Annotated in this window: 20 protein-coding genes; all 20 read right to left on the reverse strand. The window is 42.5% G+C overall.

What is annotated here, in order from left to right; translation table 11 throughout:
• Window positions 1–52 precede the first annotated feature (52 nt).
• The gene (locus B9A22_RS09175; RefSeq protein ID WP_245823912.1) at window positions 53–532 is read right to left on the reverse strand and encodes a flagellar basal body-associated FliL family protein; all 480 of its coding nucleotides are present in this window, start codon (window positions 530–532) and stop codon (window positions 53–55) included.
• A 72-nt stretch (window positions 533–604) separates the two neighbouring features.
• Window positions 605–802: a flagellar FlbD family protein gene (locus B9A22_RS09180; protein ID WP_084575421.1), complete on the reverse strand. Its 198-nt coding sequence runs from the start codon at window positions 800–802 to the stop codon at window positions 605–607.
• Window positions 803–878: 76 nt separating this feature from the next.
• Window positions 879–2,981: a flagellar hook-basal body complex protein gene (locus B9A22_RS09185; RefSeq protein ID WP_084575422.1), complete on the reverse strand. Its 2,103-nt coding sequence runs from the start codon at window positions 2,979–2,981 to the stop codon at window positions 879–881.
• Window positions 2,982–3,077: 96 nt separating this feature from the next.
• Window positions 3,078–3,479: a TIGR02530 family flagellar biosynthesis protein gene (locus tag B9A22_RS09190; protein WP_084575423.1), complete on the reverse strand. Its 402-nt coding sequence runs from the start codon at window positions 3,477–3,479 to the stop codon at window positions 3,078–3,080.
• Entirely contained in the window at window positions 3,479–3,892 is a 414-nt protein-coding gene (gene flgD, locus B9A22_RS09195) for a flagellar hook assembly protein FlgD (protein WP_084575424.1), read from the reverse strand. The genes B9A22_RS09190 and flgD overlap by 1 nt, the downstream gene beginning before the upstream one ends.
• Window positions 3,893–3,910: 18 nt before the next feature.
• Window positions 3,911–5,461 carry a flagellar hook-length control protein FliK gene (locus B9A22_RS09200; RefSeq protein WP_084575425.1) on the reverse strand — a complete coding sequence of 517 codons (1,551 nt, stop codon included), beginning with the start codon at window positions 5,459–5,461 and terminating at the stop codon, window positions 3,911–3,913.
• 33 nt (window positions 5,462–5,494) lie between these two features.
• Window positions 5,495–6,118 (reverse strand): MotE family protein, encoded by a 624-nt coding sequence (locus tag B9A22_RS09205; RefSeq protein WP_084575426.1) that lies wholly within the window; start codon window positions 6,116–6,118, stop codon window positions 5,495–5,497.
• A gap of 17 nt (window positions 6,119–6,135) precedes the next feature.
• On the reverse strand, window positions 6,136–6,681 hold the full coding sequence (locus B9A22_RS09210; protein ID WP_176215454.1) for a lytic transglycosylase domain-containing protein: 546 nt from the start codon (window positions 6,679–6,681) through the stop codon (window positions 6,136–6,138).
• Between the two features lies 1 nt (window position 6,682).
• Entirely contained in the window at window positions 6,683–7,135 is a 453-nt protein-coding gene (gene fliJ, locus B9A22_RS09215; RefSeq protein ID WP_084575428.1) for a flagellar export protein FliJ, read from the reverse strand.
• Between the two features lie 23 nt (window positions 7,136–7,158).
• Window positions 7,159–8,475 carry a flagellar protein export ATPase FliI gene (fliI, locus tag B9A22_RS09220; protein ID WP_084575429.1) on the reverse strand — a complete coding sequence of 439 codons (1,317 nt, stop codon included), beginning with the start codon at window positions 8,473–8,475 and terminating at the stop codon, window positions 7,159–7,161.
• The gene (locus tag B9A22_RS09225) at window positions 8,472–9,230 is read right to left on the reverse strand and encodes a FliH/SctL family protein (RefSeq protein ID WP_084575430.1); all 759 of its coding nucleotides are present in this window, start codon (window positions 9,228–9,230) and stop codon (window positions 8,472–8,474) included. The genes fliI and B9A22_RS09225 overlap by 4 nt, the downstream gene beginning before the upstream one ends.
• A complete protein-coding gene (gene fliG, locus B9A22_RS09230) occupies window positions 9,223–10,233 on the reverse strand; it encodes a flagellar motor switch protein FliG (protein ID WP_084575431.1) in 1,011 nt (336 codons plus the stop codon). Before fliG ends, B9A22_RS09225 begins: the two co-directional genes overlap by 8 nt.
• A gap of 17 nt (window positions 10,234–10,250) precedes the next feature.
• A complete protein-coding gene (fliF, locus tag B9A22_RS09235; protein ID WP_084575432.1) occupies window positions 10,251–11,801 on the reverse strand; it encodes a flagellar basal-body MS-ring/collar protein FliF in 1,551 nt (516 codons plus the stop codon).
• Window positions 11,802–11,898: 97 nt separating this feature from the next.
• On the reverse strand, window positions 11,899–12,201 hold the full coding sequence (fliE, locus tag B9A22_RS09240; protein WP_084575433.1) for a flagellar hook-basal body complex protein FliE: 303 nt from the start codon (window positions 12,199–12,201) through the stop codon (window positions 11,899–11,901).
• 10 nt (window positions 12,202–12,211) lie between these two features.
• Entirely contained in the window at window positions 12,212–12,646 is a 435-nt protein-coding gene (gene flgC, locus B9A22_RS09245; RefSeq protein WP_084575434.1) for a flagellar basal body rod protein FlgC, read from the reverse strand.
• A gap of 2 nt (window positions 12,647–12,648) precedes the next feature.
• Complete coding sequence (gene flgB, locus B9A22_RS09250) at window positions 12,649–13,059, reverse strand: flagellar basal body rod protein FlgB (RefSeq protein WP_084575435.1); 411 nt, start codon at window positions 13,057–13,059, stop codon at window positions 12,649–12,651.
• Between the two features lie 312 nt (window positions 13,060–13,371).
• The gene (gene codY / locus B9A22_RS09255; RefSeq protein ID WP_084575436.1) at window positions 13,372–14,148 is read right to left on the reverse strand and encodes a GTP-sensing pleiotropic transcriptional regulator CodY; all 777 of its coding nucleotides are present in this window, start codon (window positions 14,146–14,148) and stop codon (window positions 13,372–13,374) included.
• Between the two features lie 37 nt (window positions 14,149–14,185).
• Window positions 14,186–15,589, reverse strand: coding sequence for an ATP-dependent protease ATPase subunit HslU (hslU, locus tag B9A22_RS09260; RefSeq protein WP_281252377.1), 1,404 nt, complete (start codon window positions 15,587–15,589; stop codon window positions 14,186–14,188).
• A 12-nt stretch (window positions 15,590–15,601) separates the two neighbouring features.
• Entirely contained in the window at window positions 15,602–16,132 is a 531-nt protein-coding gene (gene hslV / locus B9A22_RS09265) for an ATP-dependent protease subunit HslV (RefSeq protein WP_084575438.1), read from the reverse strand.
• 21 nt (window positions 16,133–16,153) lie between these two features.
• The gene (gene xerC, locus B9A22_RS09270; protein WP_217805915.1) at window positions 16,154–17,098 is read right to left on the reverse strand and encodes a tyrosine recombinase XerC; all 945 of its coding nucleotides are present in this window, start codon (window positions 17,096–17,098) and stop codon (window positions 16,154–16,156) included.
• Window positions 17,099–17,158 lie beyond the last annotated feature (60 nt).

Consider the following 17,158-nt stretch of genomic DNA (forward strand, 5'->3'; position numbering starts at 1 on the left):
ATTTTTATTATACTAAAATAATTGATATGAATCTACAATTATCGATACGAATCTACTGTAAAACGAAATTGGTTATATAGATATCATAGACCCTTTCTTCAGTGAGAGTCTTATTAATTTCATTTTTCAGCATCTCTTTTAGCTGATCTTGTTTTGCCGGATCAAAGTCTTCCAGTTTCTGTGACCGTAAAACATAGACAGCGGTGTCTAATATCCTAATTTCTTCAGGGGATTGCGTTTTTCCCTCTTTCGGTGCTGCATTCTTATCAGGCTTTAGTTCTACGATTAAGCCAATTTTAAGATAGCGACCACTGTTTACACCGCCGATATTGAGAATAAGCCCTTCCTTTGTATCACCAAGCTTAATAAACTGTCCTGGCTCACGCTGGGATGCTTTTTTTTCGACTGTTTTGTCAGCCACAACTCGGGTAGCAATCAAATATGAAATACCACCGGCTAAAATTAAGCCAACCACAATCAAGATGATGATGACCATCATCGACATTTTCTTTGGTTTTTCTTCTTCAGCCACTGGTGCACCTCCATTTACAGTGTATTTTTCCTAGTTTCTAAATTATATTAATACATAAACTGTTATGTTAGTTTACCGCATATTTTTAAACAAGGCTCGGCGATAATCCATTACTTTGCGTACAATTTCATCCATCGACTCTTCAACAATTAGTTTCTTGCCACTAGTCAATGTGATTACTGTGTCTGGCGTCTCTTCAATGGTCTCGATTAGCTCCGCATTAACAATAAAATCACGATCCTGTGACTTAAGTTTTGTAACCCTAATCATACTAATCCCTCCTAATCTAAATTTCTCAAAGAATAAGTAGCGGAAGGGAGGCATTCCCCCCGCTACCTTACATTAGTTACCGTTTCAGATTAGCCAATTGTTCCAGCATTTCGTCAGAAGTTGTAATGATTTTGGAGTTCGCCTGGAAGCCGCGCTGAGTAATGATCATATTACTGAATTCTTGCGCTAAGTCAACATTCGACATCTCTAACGAGCCTGGGCTAAATTTACCCCGCCCCCCAGTGTCACTTGTCCCAATTTGCGGATCACCTGAGTTGGTAGATTTAACAAACATACTCTCGCCCACTTTATTTAAACCTGCAGGATTATTAAAGACCGCTAAAGCAACTTGAGCTAAGTTCTGACTCATTCCATTAGTGAACCGCCCGACAATAGTCCCTGTGGGGTCAATGGATACAGTACTCAAGGTACCTGCTGCATAGCCATCCTGTCCGCTGGCCAGAGCAGTAGACTCACCCCCATACTGGGTCATAGTAGAAAAGTCTGGAGTCACAGTAAACGGACCAGCGCCAGAATATGGACTGGGGGGTGTAAGACCAGTTGGATCAATTGTAAATGTTGCCGAGGAGGCACTTGCAAATGTCCCATCAGTATTAAAGCTAACTACTACCGGCACAGAGGAAGACAGGTTAGCTACAGTCACACCATTTGAGTCCACCACCGTGCTGTCAGGCATAAACGACCATGTATTGTCTGCTGTTTTTTCAAATGTTCCATTCAGTTTATAGGCATTTCCCTGCGAATCATATACATTAATAGAAGTTGGAACATCGGATGTTTTATCATTTGCAGCGGCAGCTGTCGTTGCCGCTGTGGCCGTTGCCGTTACAGCTAAGTCTGCAGTGGTCTTAGCTGTAACGGCATCTGTAGCCAGACCCGCAGCCGCTCCTGCAGTAACCGCAGTTTGAGCAGTAGTTACTGCAGTTTGAGCGGCAGTAGCTGCCTTCTTGGCGGCAGTAGCGGCTGTAGCAGTTAAAGCAATTGCATCTTCAGGTGTCCCTGAAGCAGGCGTAGTACCATATGCAGCTATTACCGCTGCTTGAGCAGCTACTGCTGCTGTATCAGCAGCTATAGCTGCATCATTAGCAGCTATAGCTGCTGCTTTCGCAGCTGCTGTGGCTGCATCTAAGGTCGTAGCTTTAGCTAGGCTTGCGTTTGTTGATGCAACTGCAGCTGTCGTATCAATTACGGCTTTAGCGGTAGCTGTAAGCGTGCCATATGTTAAATTGTAAGTCGCAATAGCTGCAGCATCTCCAGCTACCAGTGCAGCAGTAGCTGCAGCATCGTTTGCAATAAATTGCGGATTTGTGGGATCATATGCCAGTGCCGCTTTGGCATCAACTGACGCTTTGGCTGTGGTCGATAACAAAGCATAAGCTGTATTAACACTTGTAAGCAATGCAGCATCTCCGGCAACAATTCCGGAATTAGCTGTAGCTAGGTCTGCAACAGCTGCATCGTATACTGCTTTAGCTGTAGTTTTCGCTATGGCTGCTGTGGCGGCTTCATTTGTCGCTGTAGTTAAGAGAGCAGCTGCATCTGTAACGGCATTTGCGGTTGCTGCTGTAGCTAACGGAGCAGCATTTGTAGCCGCAGATGCAGGCCCTAGCGCATTAGCACTCGCCGATAAATTATTGACATAAGACAACTTACTTGTCACTTGCGCAGGCATAGCGGAACCTACTGGAATCTGAATACTTTTTGCTTCTTGTTTGGAGTTAATCACACCTTTAGAATCTGCTGCCCACCCCATTACCTTGTAACCTGTACCAGGTACCAAGTAGTTACCTTCAGTATCAAAGTCAAACGCACCGGCACGGGTAAATACTTGGTTAAGCCCATCACTCAGAACAAAAAACCCCTGTCCTGAAATGGCTAAATCTGTCTGCTTGCCTGTTGGCTGAAAGCTTCCGTCAGTAAATATCGTATCAATACTGGCCAAACCCATGCCCATCCCGATCTGCATCGGATTAGTGCCGCCACGGTTGCCTTGAGCACTGGAGGCGCCTTGCAGTGTCTGACTTAACATATCCTGAAAAGTGACGCGACCTGATTTAAAACCTACAGTATTCACATTGGCAATATTATTACCAATAACATCCATACGGGTCTGATGGTTTTTGAGGCCGGAAACGCCGGCAAATAATGAACGCATCATAGTAGAATAATGACCTCCTCTAAATTAAAATTCAATTAAATTTAGCTGCATCTGTCAGTCAGCAGCTTTGACGGGCTTCCTCAAGAGGTCCAGCCCTTAAATAATTACTGCACTGTCAATATTAGTAAATACATTATCTTTCATACTGTCGCCATCCAAAGCCGTGATTACTGTCCTATTTTTAACACTTACAACAAAGGCTAGGCTGTTATTCATTAAGATTAGTGACTCTTTTGCACCTTTTTGTGCCGCTTTCTCGACAGCCTGGCTTAGTTGGCTGAGTTGACTGCTGTCAAGCTGGATCTTGCGGCTGTTTAGCCGCTGCAATGCATGCTGCGAAAACTTGACACCAGATATCTCTTGTTCTAACATCTGGTTAAAACTAGAGCCTGTGCCTGCTTTATTCGCTGCAGTACTTGGCTGGGCTCCTACCGGTTTGAGTGGTGAAACAACCGTTGGCATTGGCTGGTACGGATTATAAATACGACTATCAGCCATTATGCTTTAGTCAGCCCTGGAATCTCCACAGCCGTTACAGCACTTAATTCAACTGAGGTGTCGCCAATAAGTAACTTAGGTTCACCATCAACCATTCTTACTGAGGTAACTATACCAGTCTGTTCTACAGCATTACTATCAGTATATTTTATTTGCATACCAATCATATTGCTGGCTTGTGTCATAGCCATGGAAGAATTCATATTCTGCATTTGTTCCAAACTTGAAAATTGCGCCATTTGAGCAATGAATTCTTTATCTTCCATCGGATTCATCGGGTCTTGATATTGAAGCTGAGTAGTCAATAATTTTAAGAAATCATTTTTTCCCAGTTCGTCATTCGCCTTACGATTCGTTTGACTTGTATCAGATGTGCTCTGATTCGTATTACCAACTCCAAATACACTAGCCATCTCAAATTCCTCCTTATTCTAGATACGGTAATCTACACCCGATTGCGTACCCAATCCAGTGACTTTCCCTGAATTATTCTCGCTCCCAATTGCCTCAATAAAGTCGTCTGACGATTTCTTATTATTTAACTTAATTATCTGCTGACGCGAACTGCGATCATGATCTTGATTTGGAGAAAATTGGCTTAGTCCGGCATATACGCTCACATTTTCTACTTTTAGACCATTATTAGCCAAATCTTGTTTAAGTTGGGGAAGAGATGCCTCAATGATACTGCGTACTTCAGTATTATCAGAATGGAAACTAGCTTTGACTGTGCCATTCTCAATAACTACCTTGAGGGTAAGTTCACCAAGATGTTCAGGCTTAAGCTTAATAATCATTTCCGTATTTTGTGGCTTAGAAATAATTTTTGTTTGCTCAACTATCTGGTCGACGACTTGATGGATATCTGTTAACGAATTCGGTTGCTGTTGAGTCTCCGTAACTGATGTTGTCCCAAGTGTATCACTTTTAGCCAATAGCGATTCCATACCTTGTACAATCATGTGGGGAGTAAATATGTCGACAGTGTCAGCACTTGTATCTTGAACCACTTGAGGCTGTGTGAACAGGTTTTGGTCTGTTGAGCTTTCGTTTTGTCTCTCACTATTAAACTGTTGTTTAGAACTTTTATCCTGCAAACTTACGACAGGGATAAAGTTTGGATCTACAGCTTGCATAGAATCACTCGCTATGGTTTTCGACAACACCGACTCAGTAACAGCAGTTGTAAGAAGTGTTGATGAGGTATCAGCTTGGTCTGGGCTGTTTGTTAGAATAGCATTCATGTTTTTTATCTGCATAGGCTGCTGATCAATACCAGTTTCAAAAAGTGTTGAGGAAGGATCAGCTTGGTCTGGGCTGTTTGTTAAAATAACATTCTCAGTTCTCGCTGTTGTTGGCTGATCCTTACTGGACTGATGTAAGCTTGGCAACAGATCCGGTGTCTGGTTAATTTGACTATTCACTACGTCACAATTATCAGCAAGTGTTGCAAGCGACTGAACATTCTGCCCTGACGAGACTACAGGTGCTTCAGAAAAATTGACCGAAACCGCAGCTATAGAGGCAGTAGTTGATTCTGTTGGTGCATCCGCCACATCGGTGGCCGTTTGCACCGGAATTATCATTTGCACAACTATTGCACTATTATTAATAGCAATTGGCATATCCGGACTTGACTGTGCTGTCTCTACAGAATCAGCTTCGGGTGTATTAATATCGAGAATACTAGACAAATCAGTCCCCGTTTGGTCGGTGGTAGAATCTAGATTTTTCTTTACTAAGTTAGCCACACCACTAGGAACTATAGATGTATTAAGTGGCTTAATCTCGACAGCATTTAACTGCTCGACAGTATTCTGGTTCTTTTCTTGAGTAGTTTTGTTAGATTGCGACACTGCGTTATTGAGAGAATCACTAAAGCTAGTTCTCTGCGCACTCTTCGTCTTAGGATTAACAGTTTTACCAGGTAATGCCGACGTTTCCATCTGGTTCGGTTTCAACATATTTAATGCTACATTCATTTTTTCACCTCCTTTCAACTTCTTGGAATTATACTAAAGGGTAAGCGGCTGAGCCTGCCCTTTAAGCATATCTTGAGTTAAGCGAGCGGCCCGTTTAGAGTCAAGCAACGCCAGAATTTTAGACACTTGTTCTTCTTCCATTTTACTGAAGATAGCAATAACAGTAGGATCATCAAGCTCTTGCATAATGGCTATGGCTTCTTCAGGTTTCATTGCACCATACAAACGGGCCAGTTTGGAAATACGCTTAGCTTCTTCCTGTTGCTTAAGCTTAGCTTGTTTCTCTAAGTCTTCTTTTGTGATTATATTAGGGTTTGCTGGCTGAGGAACTGGAAGAGTCGGTATTGGCTGTCGTGTCTGTGTCTGATTTGGTTTAACAGGTGCTGTTTGCTGGCCATTCGAACCATCTTCTTCTAATTCTACAGTCTCAAAGTTGGTTTTCGGAAAAAAACCACCAATTACCGGGTATTTAGCTAAATTCATATCATTAGCCAATTTTTCTACGTCAATCAATTTCAAGTAGATACCGGCGGCAAAACCGATAACGATTAAAATCAATAATGCTACGGCTATTGCCATAACTTTAAACATCAAGCCTGACTTAGACTGTGGCAGCTGTTTAGAGTTTGCAACAGGAGCTTTTGGTTTTTCAGCCATGATTTAGTCAGACTCCTCTACTTGGCCAGTGATAATACCCTGGCTACATAGTTGCGTGTTTCACTGTACGGCGGAACACCGTTATAATTTTTTACTGCTTGCGGCCCAGCATTATAGGCAGCTACAGCTTTAGTAACATCGCCACCAAACATTGTCAGCATCTGTTTTAGATAACGAACACCACCGTCAATATTCTCATACGGATCAGTAATATTACGCACATCGAGCGAGCGAGCTGTTTCCGGCATCAGCTGCATAACGCCGACTGCGCCAACAGGTGAAACAACATTTGCAGAAAGTCCAGACTCCGCCTCGGCAACGGCCATAGCCAGCTTAGGATCAACACCATGTTTGTTAGCAGCTAAATGTACCATTTTAGCTATGTCGCCTTGTTTTGCGCTAGGGTTGAATGCGGTAGCCTTTCCGCTATCCATCAGGTCGGTAGTAGCTGAGGCAAGTGTTGTCGCAAAATTACTACTAACTGCCTTTCTTGATTCTGACGGCGAAAAGCGCCGTTCGATATTTGAAATCCGCTGCATAACTTGATTAACACTTTGTAACATTTTAATCCACTCTCCTGTTACGCACAAAAGCCTGCGTTCCAAGCTCATCAAGAATCTTTTGTTCTTCCTGCAGTAATTCGTTATGATATTGTTCCAAACGCTTTTCGCGTAGGTTATCAACTAGTTTTCTTTGCTTAATGGCACTTTCTAGTTCTACAAGGCATTCCTGACGATACGAATCTGCTTTATCTACTTGTTCTTGCTGCTTAGTGATATCTCTCTTAATTTTATCGATATAATAACTGAATGTCTTAAGAGTTTCAATAGTCGGGCTGGCAGCTTGCTCTCGGCTAAGCAAATCAATGTTAGACGCAAGTTGATTTTGTAATAAATTCAAAAATTCTTGCTGCTTGTGTAATTGGGTGGCAGCTTCAGCAAGCTTGATTTGAGCCTGCTCCTCTTGCATTTTACGAAATCTCAGCAGCGTCTCAAGGCGGAACCGAAATTTCTTCATATCAGACCATCCTTATTGGCTCATCACGCAACCAGTATTTTTAGACGCTCAACCGTCTCTGATACTGGGGTATTTTCATAGACGTCCTGCTGAAGGAATTTTTTTATTTCACCAATAACCGCAATCGCTTTATCAATATTACTATTACTGCCCTGAGCATACGCACCAATATTGATTAAGTCTTCGGCTTCACGATAAGTTGCCAGCAGGGTGCGTAACTGTTGAGCGCACTGCACATGCTCCTTCTCAGTGATTTCCAACATAACCCGGCTAACGCTGGCTAACACATCAATAGCTGGATAATGATTTTGTGCTGCTAAGTTCCGAGTCAAAACAATATGCCCATCCAAGATACTGCGGACAGCATCCGCAATTGGTTCATTCATATCGTCGCCGTCAACAAGCACAGTATAAATTCCCGTTATTGACCCTCTATTACCAGTGCCTGAACGTTCTAAAAGTTTAGGCAGCATGGCAAAAACTGAGGGGGTATACCCCCTGGTGGCTGGAGGTTCACCAATAGTCAAACCGACTTCGCGTTGCGCCATAGCAAATCGGGTAACTGAATCCATCATCAGCATAACATCCATGCCCTGGTCTCTAAAATATTCGGCAATTGCAGTAGCTGTCATAGCTCCCTTAATTCTGACTAAGGCCGGTTGATCGGACGTAGCAACAACTACAACAGAACGTTTAAGCCCTTCTTCCCCTAAATCGCGCTCAATAAATTCCCTTACTTCCCTGCCCCGTTCACCGATAAGAGCGATTACGCTAATATCGGCTTCTGTATTACGGGCGATCATTCCCAGTAAAGTGCTTTTACCAACACCGCTGCCAGCCATTATACCCACCCGTTGTCCCCGCCCGAGGGTTAATACACTGTCAATCGCGCGAACACCTACGACAAGCTTCTCGGTAATTCGGCGACGAGTCAACGGCGGTGGAGGTGCAGTGGTAAGTGCATATTGGGTATTGCTAATAAGCGGCCCCTTGCCGTCAATGGGGTTACCTAGACCATCTAAGATGCGGCCTAATAGTTGACGCCCTACACTGACTTTAAGGGTTTTATGGGCAGACACCACTTCACAACCTGGCCCTATCCCCTGCATTTCACCAACCGGCATTAAAAGGACGCGGTTTTCCCTAAATCCTACAACCTCAGCTGGAATAGGTTCGCCTTGATTGCGCGGATGAATATAGCACAATTCTCCCAAATTAACATTAGGTCCCTGCGACTCAATAACCAGACCAATCACTTGGGTGATTCTACCATTTAATTTCATAGTATCGGCACTATATATAGCTGATAAATATTTGCTAGAATTAAATGTTTTGCTCATGGGAGTATTTCCTGAATGGCTTTATGAACCATTTCCAGCTTAGTGTCTAACTTAGCATCAACTGTACCTAAAGCTGTATCTATAATACAGCCTCCTGCAGGAACGATATGGTCAGCAGATACACTAACAGCATGTTCCCGTCCAACCATGAGCTGTAAATCCCGTTTAGCCATTAGCACCATTTCGTAATCTTCAGGATTGACTCTTATAACAATATGATCCTGATCGCTAACCTTGCCTAATGCCTCTTTAACTATCGGCAGTATGGTAGTAGGGTTTTCCGCAATCTCCCGCGCCAACACTTTACTGGCTACAGCAAGTGCAATTTCGACAATTTGCCGTTCTGCATCAAAAACCAGTTGACATGCTTCTTGCTCCGCAATTGTTACAATGCGGTGAGCTCTTTCAACAGATAATTGCAGGGTTTGCTGCATTTCAGACAAAGCAGCTTGTCTACCTTGCGTAAATCCTTCCTCGTACCCTTGCGAAAGACCTTCTTCTTGGGCCTGACGAGCCAATTCTTGGGCCTGTTGGGCCAATTCTTGCGCATGAAGTTCAGCATCAGCCAAACATTGAGCTGCAGATGTCTGAGCTAGTGCAAGAATACTTTCGGCCTCATTGCGCACAGTATCAAGGAAAATTTCTGGCACTACCGGTTGTTGAGGCTCCTCGCGTACCGGTTCAACCGCTGGTCGATGCTTAATAATTATTGGTGAAGATTTTTCAAATAATACACTTTTTAGAATTTTAGACAATGATTTCGTCTCCTTTACCACGAGAAACAACGATTTCACCTGATTCTTCGAGACGACGAATATTATTTACAATTTTCTGCTGCGCTTCCTCAACATCTCTTATGCGAACAGGCCCCATGTATTCAATCTCTTCACGGAGCATCTCAGCAGCACGCTTAGAAATATTTTTATAGATTTTATTGGCAACCTCACTAGATGTTGCTTTCAGTGCCAGTGCAAGGTCTTTATTATCAATTTCTCTAAGCACAAGCTGAAGCGATCTGTCGTCCAAGAGCACAATATCTTCGAAAACAAACATACGTTTTTTAATTTCTTCTGCCAACTCAGGGTTCTGCACTTCCATATTCTCAATAATAGTGCGCTCAGTGGTCCTGTCAACACGATTAAGAATCTCAACAATTGAGTCGACGCCACCTGCGGCAGTAAAGTCCTGCGTTACCAACGACGACAGCTTACGCTCTAAGATTCTCTCAACATCGCGTATAACATCAGGCGATGTACGATCCATGGTTGCAATACGCCGAGCAACATCCACCTGTCGTTCAGGAGGTAACGCCGAAACAATAGCAGCTGATTGTTCAGGCTGAAGATAAGCCATAATTAAAGCAATTGTTTGCGGATGTTCGTTTTGGATGAAGTTAAGCAGCTGACTTGGATCAGTCTTGCGGGCAAAATCAAAGGGACGTATTTGTAAGCTGGTTGTTAAGCGATTAATTATTGATACCGCTTTTTCAGCGCCCAATGCTTTTTCCAGTACTTCGCGGGCATAATCCAAGCCACCGTTGGAAATATATTCTTTTGCCAAGCACATTTGGTGAAACTCAGTGAGCACCTTATCTTTCTGCTCTTGTGACAATTTGCGCTGATTGGCAATTTCAAGCGTTAATTTTTCGATTTCATCTTCACGCATATGTTTTAATACTTGAGCTGAGATGTCAGGACCTAACGCGATTAATAAGATTGCTGCTTTTTGCTTGCCTGTCAATTCATTTGACTGGTACACGACCTAGACACCTCCCGTTATTCTTCTGACAGCCACGTCTTAAGCAACTGAGCAACATCTTCAGGTCGTGATTTCGCAAATTTTTCAACCGAAGTTCGTTGTTCTGCCCTTTCTTTTTCTTGAGCCGTAAGTTCTTTCTGAGTGGTTTGTGCTTCTGCATCAGCGATTGACTGAGGCTCAACAGCGACAGCCTCAATAAATTCTTCTTCTTGTTCGCGGCGGCGAGTATACATTCGAATCAAATAAAGTATCGCTATAATTGCAATAACAATGAGTCCTATTTTAAGCATAAATACCTGTTGTTGCTGCTTAGCGGCTTCTTCTTCTTCTTTACGTTGTTTGTCAATCTGTTCAGTGCTAAACTGTATACTTTCTACGGCAACACTGTCTCCGCGTAAAGGATTAATACCAATCGCAGTAGCCACGGTTTTACTCAAGCTATCTTGTTGCGCTTTCGGCACAGCGGCGTCAACAAGTACAGCCACAGTAACGCGTTTAATAGATCCGGGCGTACTTACCACTTTTTCTTTAGTTTCATTTATTTCGTAGTTACGTATTACTTCTTTTTTTTCATAATTAGACTGAGAATTGTTGCTAGTTACATAACCTGGGATGTTTGAAGTGGTTCCTGGAACACCGCCAGGATTGCCAGCGTTGCCTTTGTAGTTTTCGTTAAGTTCCTGAGAACTACGAATTATTCCTTTATCGTCAACGACAGGCTCAAAAGTCTGACGATCTAAAATACGCTGGTCAAAATTAAGCTCAACATTAACCCGCGCCGCGGCTTTGCCCATTCCTAATGTCTGATCAAGTAAAGATTGCACATTTTTTTGCAAATCGTCCTGTACTTTTTTGGTCATTTCAAACTGCGTAATAGTCGTAGCACCAGCTAGCTGCGGTTCTTCTGACTGATCGTTCAAAACCCTGGCAAGATTATCAACAACTGTAATATTTTCGGGCTTCAGCCCCTGAACACTATGCGCCACCAAATTAACAATGCCTTTCACCTGCTGTTGCGACAGCCGCGCTGATTGCTTAAGCTTAAGCATAATAGAGGCTGACGCCGGCTTTTCAGTTTTCTTATAAAGGCTGTCTTCTGACATAACAATATGAACTCTGGCTTTCTCGACTTCTTCCATCTGTTCTATTGTTCGGGTTAGCTCCCCTTGGATAGCCTGCAGTAAATTAACTTTATTTTGGAATTCAGTTGTGCCGAATTTGCTCTGTTCAAAGATTTCAAACCCCTTATTCCCTCTCGGCAAACCCTGACTGGCTAAATCTAGTCTAAGCTTATGCACATCTTTAGATGGCACCAAAATGACAGTGCCGTTACTGCCAGTTTGAACTTCATAATTAACTTTCATTTCTTTTAACTTTGCAGTAACTTTGCCTGCATCTTCGGCTTCGAGAGTAGTAAACAAAGGTACATTATCGGGACGGCCGCCCCACCAATAGCTCCATATTAGAATAGCGAGAAATATAAATGCCGCCGCACCAAATATAATGTATCTGTGTTTAGTATTCATATTTTGCCAAAGACGCAGAGACTGTTCTTTCAAGTCAGCCATGTCTCCACCCTTTCAGTTAAGAAAAAAATATATACCTCTTTTTAACCAACATTGTTCAAGGTATTATTGGCAATGCTGAATAGTTACCAATTCAGCATTAAACCTGCATTCTCATAACTTCCTGATAGGCGTCGACAACTTTATTACGAACCTGCATGGTAAGCTGCAGGGCTATTGCAGCTTTTTCAGCGGCAATAGTAACTTCAGCTATGTCTTGTACTTTGCCTGCAGCTAAATTCATTGATGCCTGTCGGGATTCGCCCTGAAGATTATTAACATTATTCAACGCATCTTTCAAAAACTCGCCAAATGGTTTATCCGGTTGCTGAGAACTATCAACAGAATCCATTTCAGCAATTTTGCCTTTAACAGGCATTAATTTTAAAGCTTCAATACGCATTTATACTCTCCTATTTTCCGATATCTAAAGCTTTCAAAGCCATAGTCTTGGCAGCATTTACTGCTGCCACGTTGGCCTCGTAAGCTCTAGATGCAGTAATCATATCGACCATTTCAGTGACAATGTTAACATTGGGCATTTCCACATACCCGTCGCGGTTCGCATCAGGGTGATTCGGATCATACATAAGTTTAAGAGGAGAGTTGTCTTTAGTAATTCCAGTTACTCGAACACCATCTCCTGAATTAATTTGACCAGAGAGTATCTGACCGAAAGAGGCCTGACCAGACCGTGGCTCAAATACCACCATCTGGCGATGATACGCCCCCCCCTCAGCTGTACGAGTAGTGTTAACATTGGCAATATTATTAGAGATAACATCCATACGCAAACGCTCGGCTGTCATACCTGAAGCAGCGGCATCAATGGCCCGAAACAACCCCATGATTAGCGTCTCCCTTCATTAATGGCTGATTTAATGCTGGCAAAGTATTTATTCATTTGCTGGGCAACAGCATCATAATAAATAGAATTTTTAGCTAAACTGGCCATCTCACTGTCAATATCTACATTATTGCCGTCACTGCGAAAAGATGTAGTAGTGATGGTGTTTATAGTCGGTTCAATATTTAACCCCGACTTTATCGGCAAGTGGCGTTCGTGAGTTCTGGCAAGCGGCGTGTTTTTAGTGTTCATTGCTAAATCTAACTGATCTTCAAAACTTACTTCACTTTTTTTGAATCTAGGTGTATTTACATTAGCAATATTATCACTTATAACTTTATGCCGCAGTGAGGCTGCGCCCAACGCTTTTTCCAATACTGATATTTGAGTTGACTTTAGAATTGAGTTAAGCACTACTAACCCTCCTGTTAATGTACGTATCACTCATATACTGCAATCATAGTATCTTAGATGTAATCTTATGCATAGTTCTACATAATCCATGAAAATCCTTTAATATTTTCTCATGAACAGGTTAAGTTTTAGTAAATAGGCCTTACGTCCTATAGGTAAATTCCTCGTTTTATGTACCTTATCATATTTTTTTATCAATAGCCTGCGCTTTAGACAAATATAAACCAGGTGGCTTCTTTATGCCACCTGGTTTATCTAATGACCCTGAAGAATAATCCAGTTGCACATATACAGCTGGATAAATATACACTTCTATTTCTTTAATTTCTTCAATTCTTCTAATAACCGCTCATTAAGGACTTTAATATATGTTCCTTTCATACCAAGCGATTTAGACTCAATTACACCAGCGCTTTCAAATTTTCGTAGCGCGTTGACAATGACTGACCGGGTTATACCTACACGATCAGCAATTTTACTGGCAACCAAAAGACCTTCATTGCCTTCAAGTTCACTTAAAATATGCATAACAGCTTCTAATTCCGAGTAAGACAATGTTCCTAGCGCAACTTGTACGGTAGCCTTTTTTCTGGCTTCTTCTTCGATTTTTTCGCTACGGTCTCTGAGCATTTCCATACCAACAACGGTAGCACCATACTCGGCCAGCACTAAATCATCATCTGTAAACTCTGTACTAAATTTAGCAACAATCAGTGTACCGACACGCTCTCCTACACCATGAATTGGCACAATCGTAGTGAATTTGTCGTTAAACAGGCAACTAGTTCCCTCACTAAAAGTACATAATCCGCCTTCCAATCTAAGATTAGGCGATGTCAGGTCAATTTTCTGCAGCCATGCAACATAGCGTTCAGGAAATTTACCCAGTTGGAGCACTTTATCCCGCATAAGATCACATTCAAAATCGTCAAGCAAGGCATATCCTAAAACACTACCGTCTTTGCTGACAATATAAACATTAGCGGCCATAACTGTACTGAGTACTGACGACACCTCAGTATATTCGACGTTTTCTGATTTCTGCAGTAGTTTGTTGATTGTTCGAGTGCGTTCCAATAAAGATAACATAATATTCCCCCACCTTTCATAATTAAAACAAATGATGCTATAAAATATAGTGACTTAAGTCTTGATTAACAACTATATGATCCAGTTTAGACTTCACATACTCGCGATTGATAATAACAAAGCGCTCAACAGCATCTGGAGCGTCAAAAGCCAAGTCTTCCAAGAGTTTCTCCAACACAGTATGCAAACGGCGGGCGCCGATGTTTTCAGTCTGGATGTTTACTCTGCAAGCGATGTCAGCCAATTCATCAATAGCGTCCTCGGTAAACTCAATTTTTATACCTTCGGTTTCTAGCAGGCTAATATATTGCTTTATTAACGCATTAGCCGGCTCGGTAAGTATTTGGCGAAAATCTTCTTTTGACAGGTTAGTCAGTTCAACCCGTATGGGAAAACGTCCTTGCAATTCAGGTATCAAGTCAGAAGGCTTAGAAACATGAAAAGCGCCAGCGGCGATAAATAAGATATGGTCAGTCTTCACCGGACCATATTTGGTGACAACTGTAGATCCTTCGACAATTGGCAGGATGTCGCGCTGAACCCCTTCCCTAGAAACATCAGGGCCCGAACTGTGACCTCTTCCGGCTATTTTGTCAATCTCATCTAGAAAGATAATGCCGTAGTTTTCTGCTAAGCTAACTGCACTAGTCGTAACTTCATCCATATCAATTAATTTCTGTGCTTCTTCCTGGATAAAAATTTTACGGGCGTTAGCTACTGTTACTTTGCGTTTCTTTTGTTTCTTGGGAATTAGATTTCCGAGCATATCTTGGATATTCATGCCCATTTCTTCAATTCCGGTTCCGGCAAACATCCCCATTGCTGGCTGGGTAGCATCCTCTACTGTGATTTCGATAAGCTCATCTTCAAGTTCACCACTACCAAGACGCTTTCGCCACCATTCGCGGCCAGTGCTAAAAGACTGTTGTGATACCTCTGGCTCAGGTGGCTTTTCCTGGTTGGCTCCCATACCGCCGGAAAACAGCATTTCAAACGGGTTGCGGGTCGCTTCTTTTTTCACCGGTGGAACAAAGTGATCGAGAATACGCTCATCAGCCAACTCCTTGGCTTTGTCATTTACTTCAATCATCTTATGTTGTTTAACCATCCGGATTGATGTTTCAACCAAATCACGCACCATAGATTCCACATCGCGCCCAACATATCCTATTTCAGTAAACTTGGTCGCTTCCACTTTAACAAAAGGTGCATTCACAAGTTTAGCTAAACGCCGGGCAATTTCTGTTTTACCTACACCTGTAGGACCAATCATTAAAATATTTTTAGGGATAATCTCTTCTTTAAGTTCTGCTGGCAATTTCTTACTACGCCAACGATTTCTGAGAGCCACGGCTACCGATTTTTTTGCTTGCTGTTGACCAATTATGTATTTATTTAATTCATTGACTATTTCCTTTGGTGTAAGTTCCAGCAAAATCATCCCCCCTTTAAACTATAACTCTTCAACGGTAATATGGTCATTAGTGTAAACGCAAATGCTGGCGGCAATTTCTAGCGCAGCTCGAGCAATATCAGTGGCATTTAGTGCAGAGTGCTGCACTAAAGCTCTGGCAGCAGCAAGTGCATAGGGCCCGCCAGAACCGATAGCAGTAACGCCATCATCTGGCTCAATAACTTCACCATTACCGGATATGATAAGAAGATGTTCTGCATCAACAACAATGAGAAGTGCCTCTAAGCGCCTTAAGACTCTATCCGACCGCCACTCCTTAGCAAGTTCAACTGCAGCTCTCATCATGTTGCCGTTAAACTCTTCAAGCTTTCCCTCAAATTTTGCAAATAAAGTAAACGCATCAGCTACCGAACCGGCGAATCCGGCTAAAACTTTACCATGGTAAAGTCGGCGGACCTTTTTAGCGTTATGCTTCATTACTGTATTCTGACCAAAAGTAACCTGTCCGTCACCAGCAATAGCTGTCTTCCCCTGATGGCAAACCGCGACAATCGTTGTAGCATGAAACATGAGTATCACCTCCGAGGAAATTTAGGAACGCGGGTGAAATTTTTTGTAATTTGCTTTGAGTCGTTCCGTCGTTACATGTGTATAAAGTTGAGTAGTAGATAAATTGACATGCCCCAAAAGTTCTTGCACAGACCTCAGATCAGCACCATTATCCAACAGATGTGTAGCGAAAGTATGACGGATGGTATGAGGACTGACATTTTTTTTGAGCGCCAATGCCTCAACATACTTTTCAACAATCCGGCGTATGCTCCGGTCTGAGAGTGGCCCACCTCTGCTATTTACGAACAGGCGATCATGAACTTTTCCCATTTGTTGGGCATATTCGCCAGGATTCGCACACAATATGCGGCGGGCGCTAAACAGATAGTTATCCAAGGTCTGAGCTGCCCTTCGGCCCATAAGCACTATCCGTTGTTTAGCCCCTTTACCTGACACAATAATCGTTCGTCCGGCAAAATCAATATCAGGTAAGGTGATACCGGCAAGCTCACTCACTCGCACACCTGTTGCGTACAGCATTTCAAGCACCGCACTATCCCGAAGACCGAGTGGGCTATGATCCGGTAAAGCGATTAGTTCAGTGATTTCATTAGCGTCAAGAAAAACAGGTAATCTTTTCTCCAATTTAGGCGTCCTAACCGCATTAAATGGGTTCTGGCTTACGATGTTTTCCCGGCATAAAAACCGGAAAAACGACCTAAGCGCCGCAATTCGTCGCATAATGGTCGCTTTGGCGTACTGTTCCGATTTTAAATAAGCCAGATAACTACGGATTAAAAGCGGAGTGGTATTAATAAATAGCGTATCGTCAGCAACCTGGCTAGACACAAACTCCACGAACTGAAGAATATCTCTTTGATAGTTGTGGATAGTGTGCTGGGAGGCATTTTTTTCAATTCTTAGATATAATATAAACTGATCTAATAGTTGATCGATTTGATCCAGTTGTTTACTTTTAGACATTCTCATCATTCTTTCGAATTGTTACCCTGGTGATGGTTGGAGGAAATTACTATTATACTA

Source organism: Sporomusa malonica, assembly GCF_900176355.1.
Classification (GTDB): Bacteria; Bacillota; Negativicutes; order Sporomusales; family Sporomusaceae; genus Sporomusa; species Sporomusa malonica.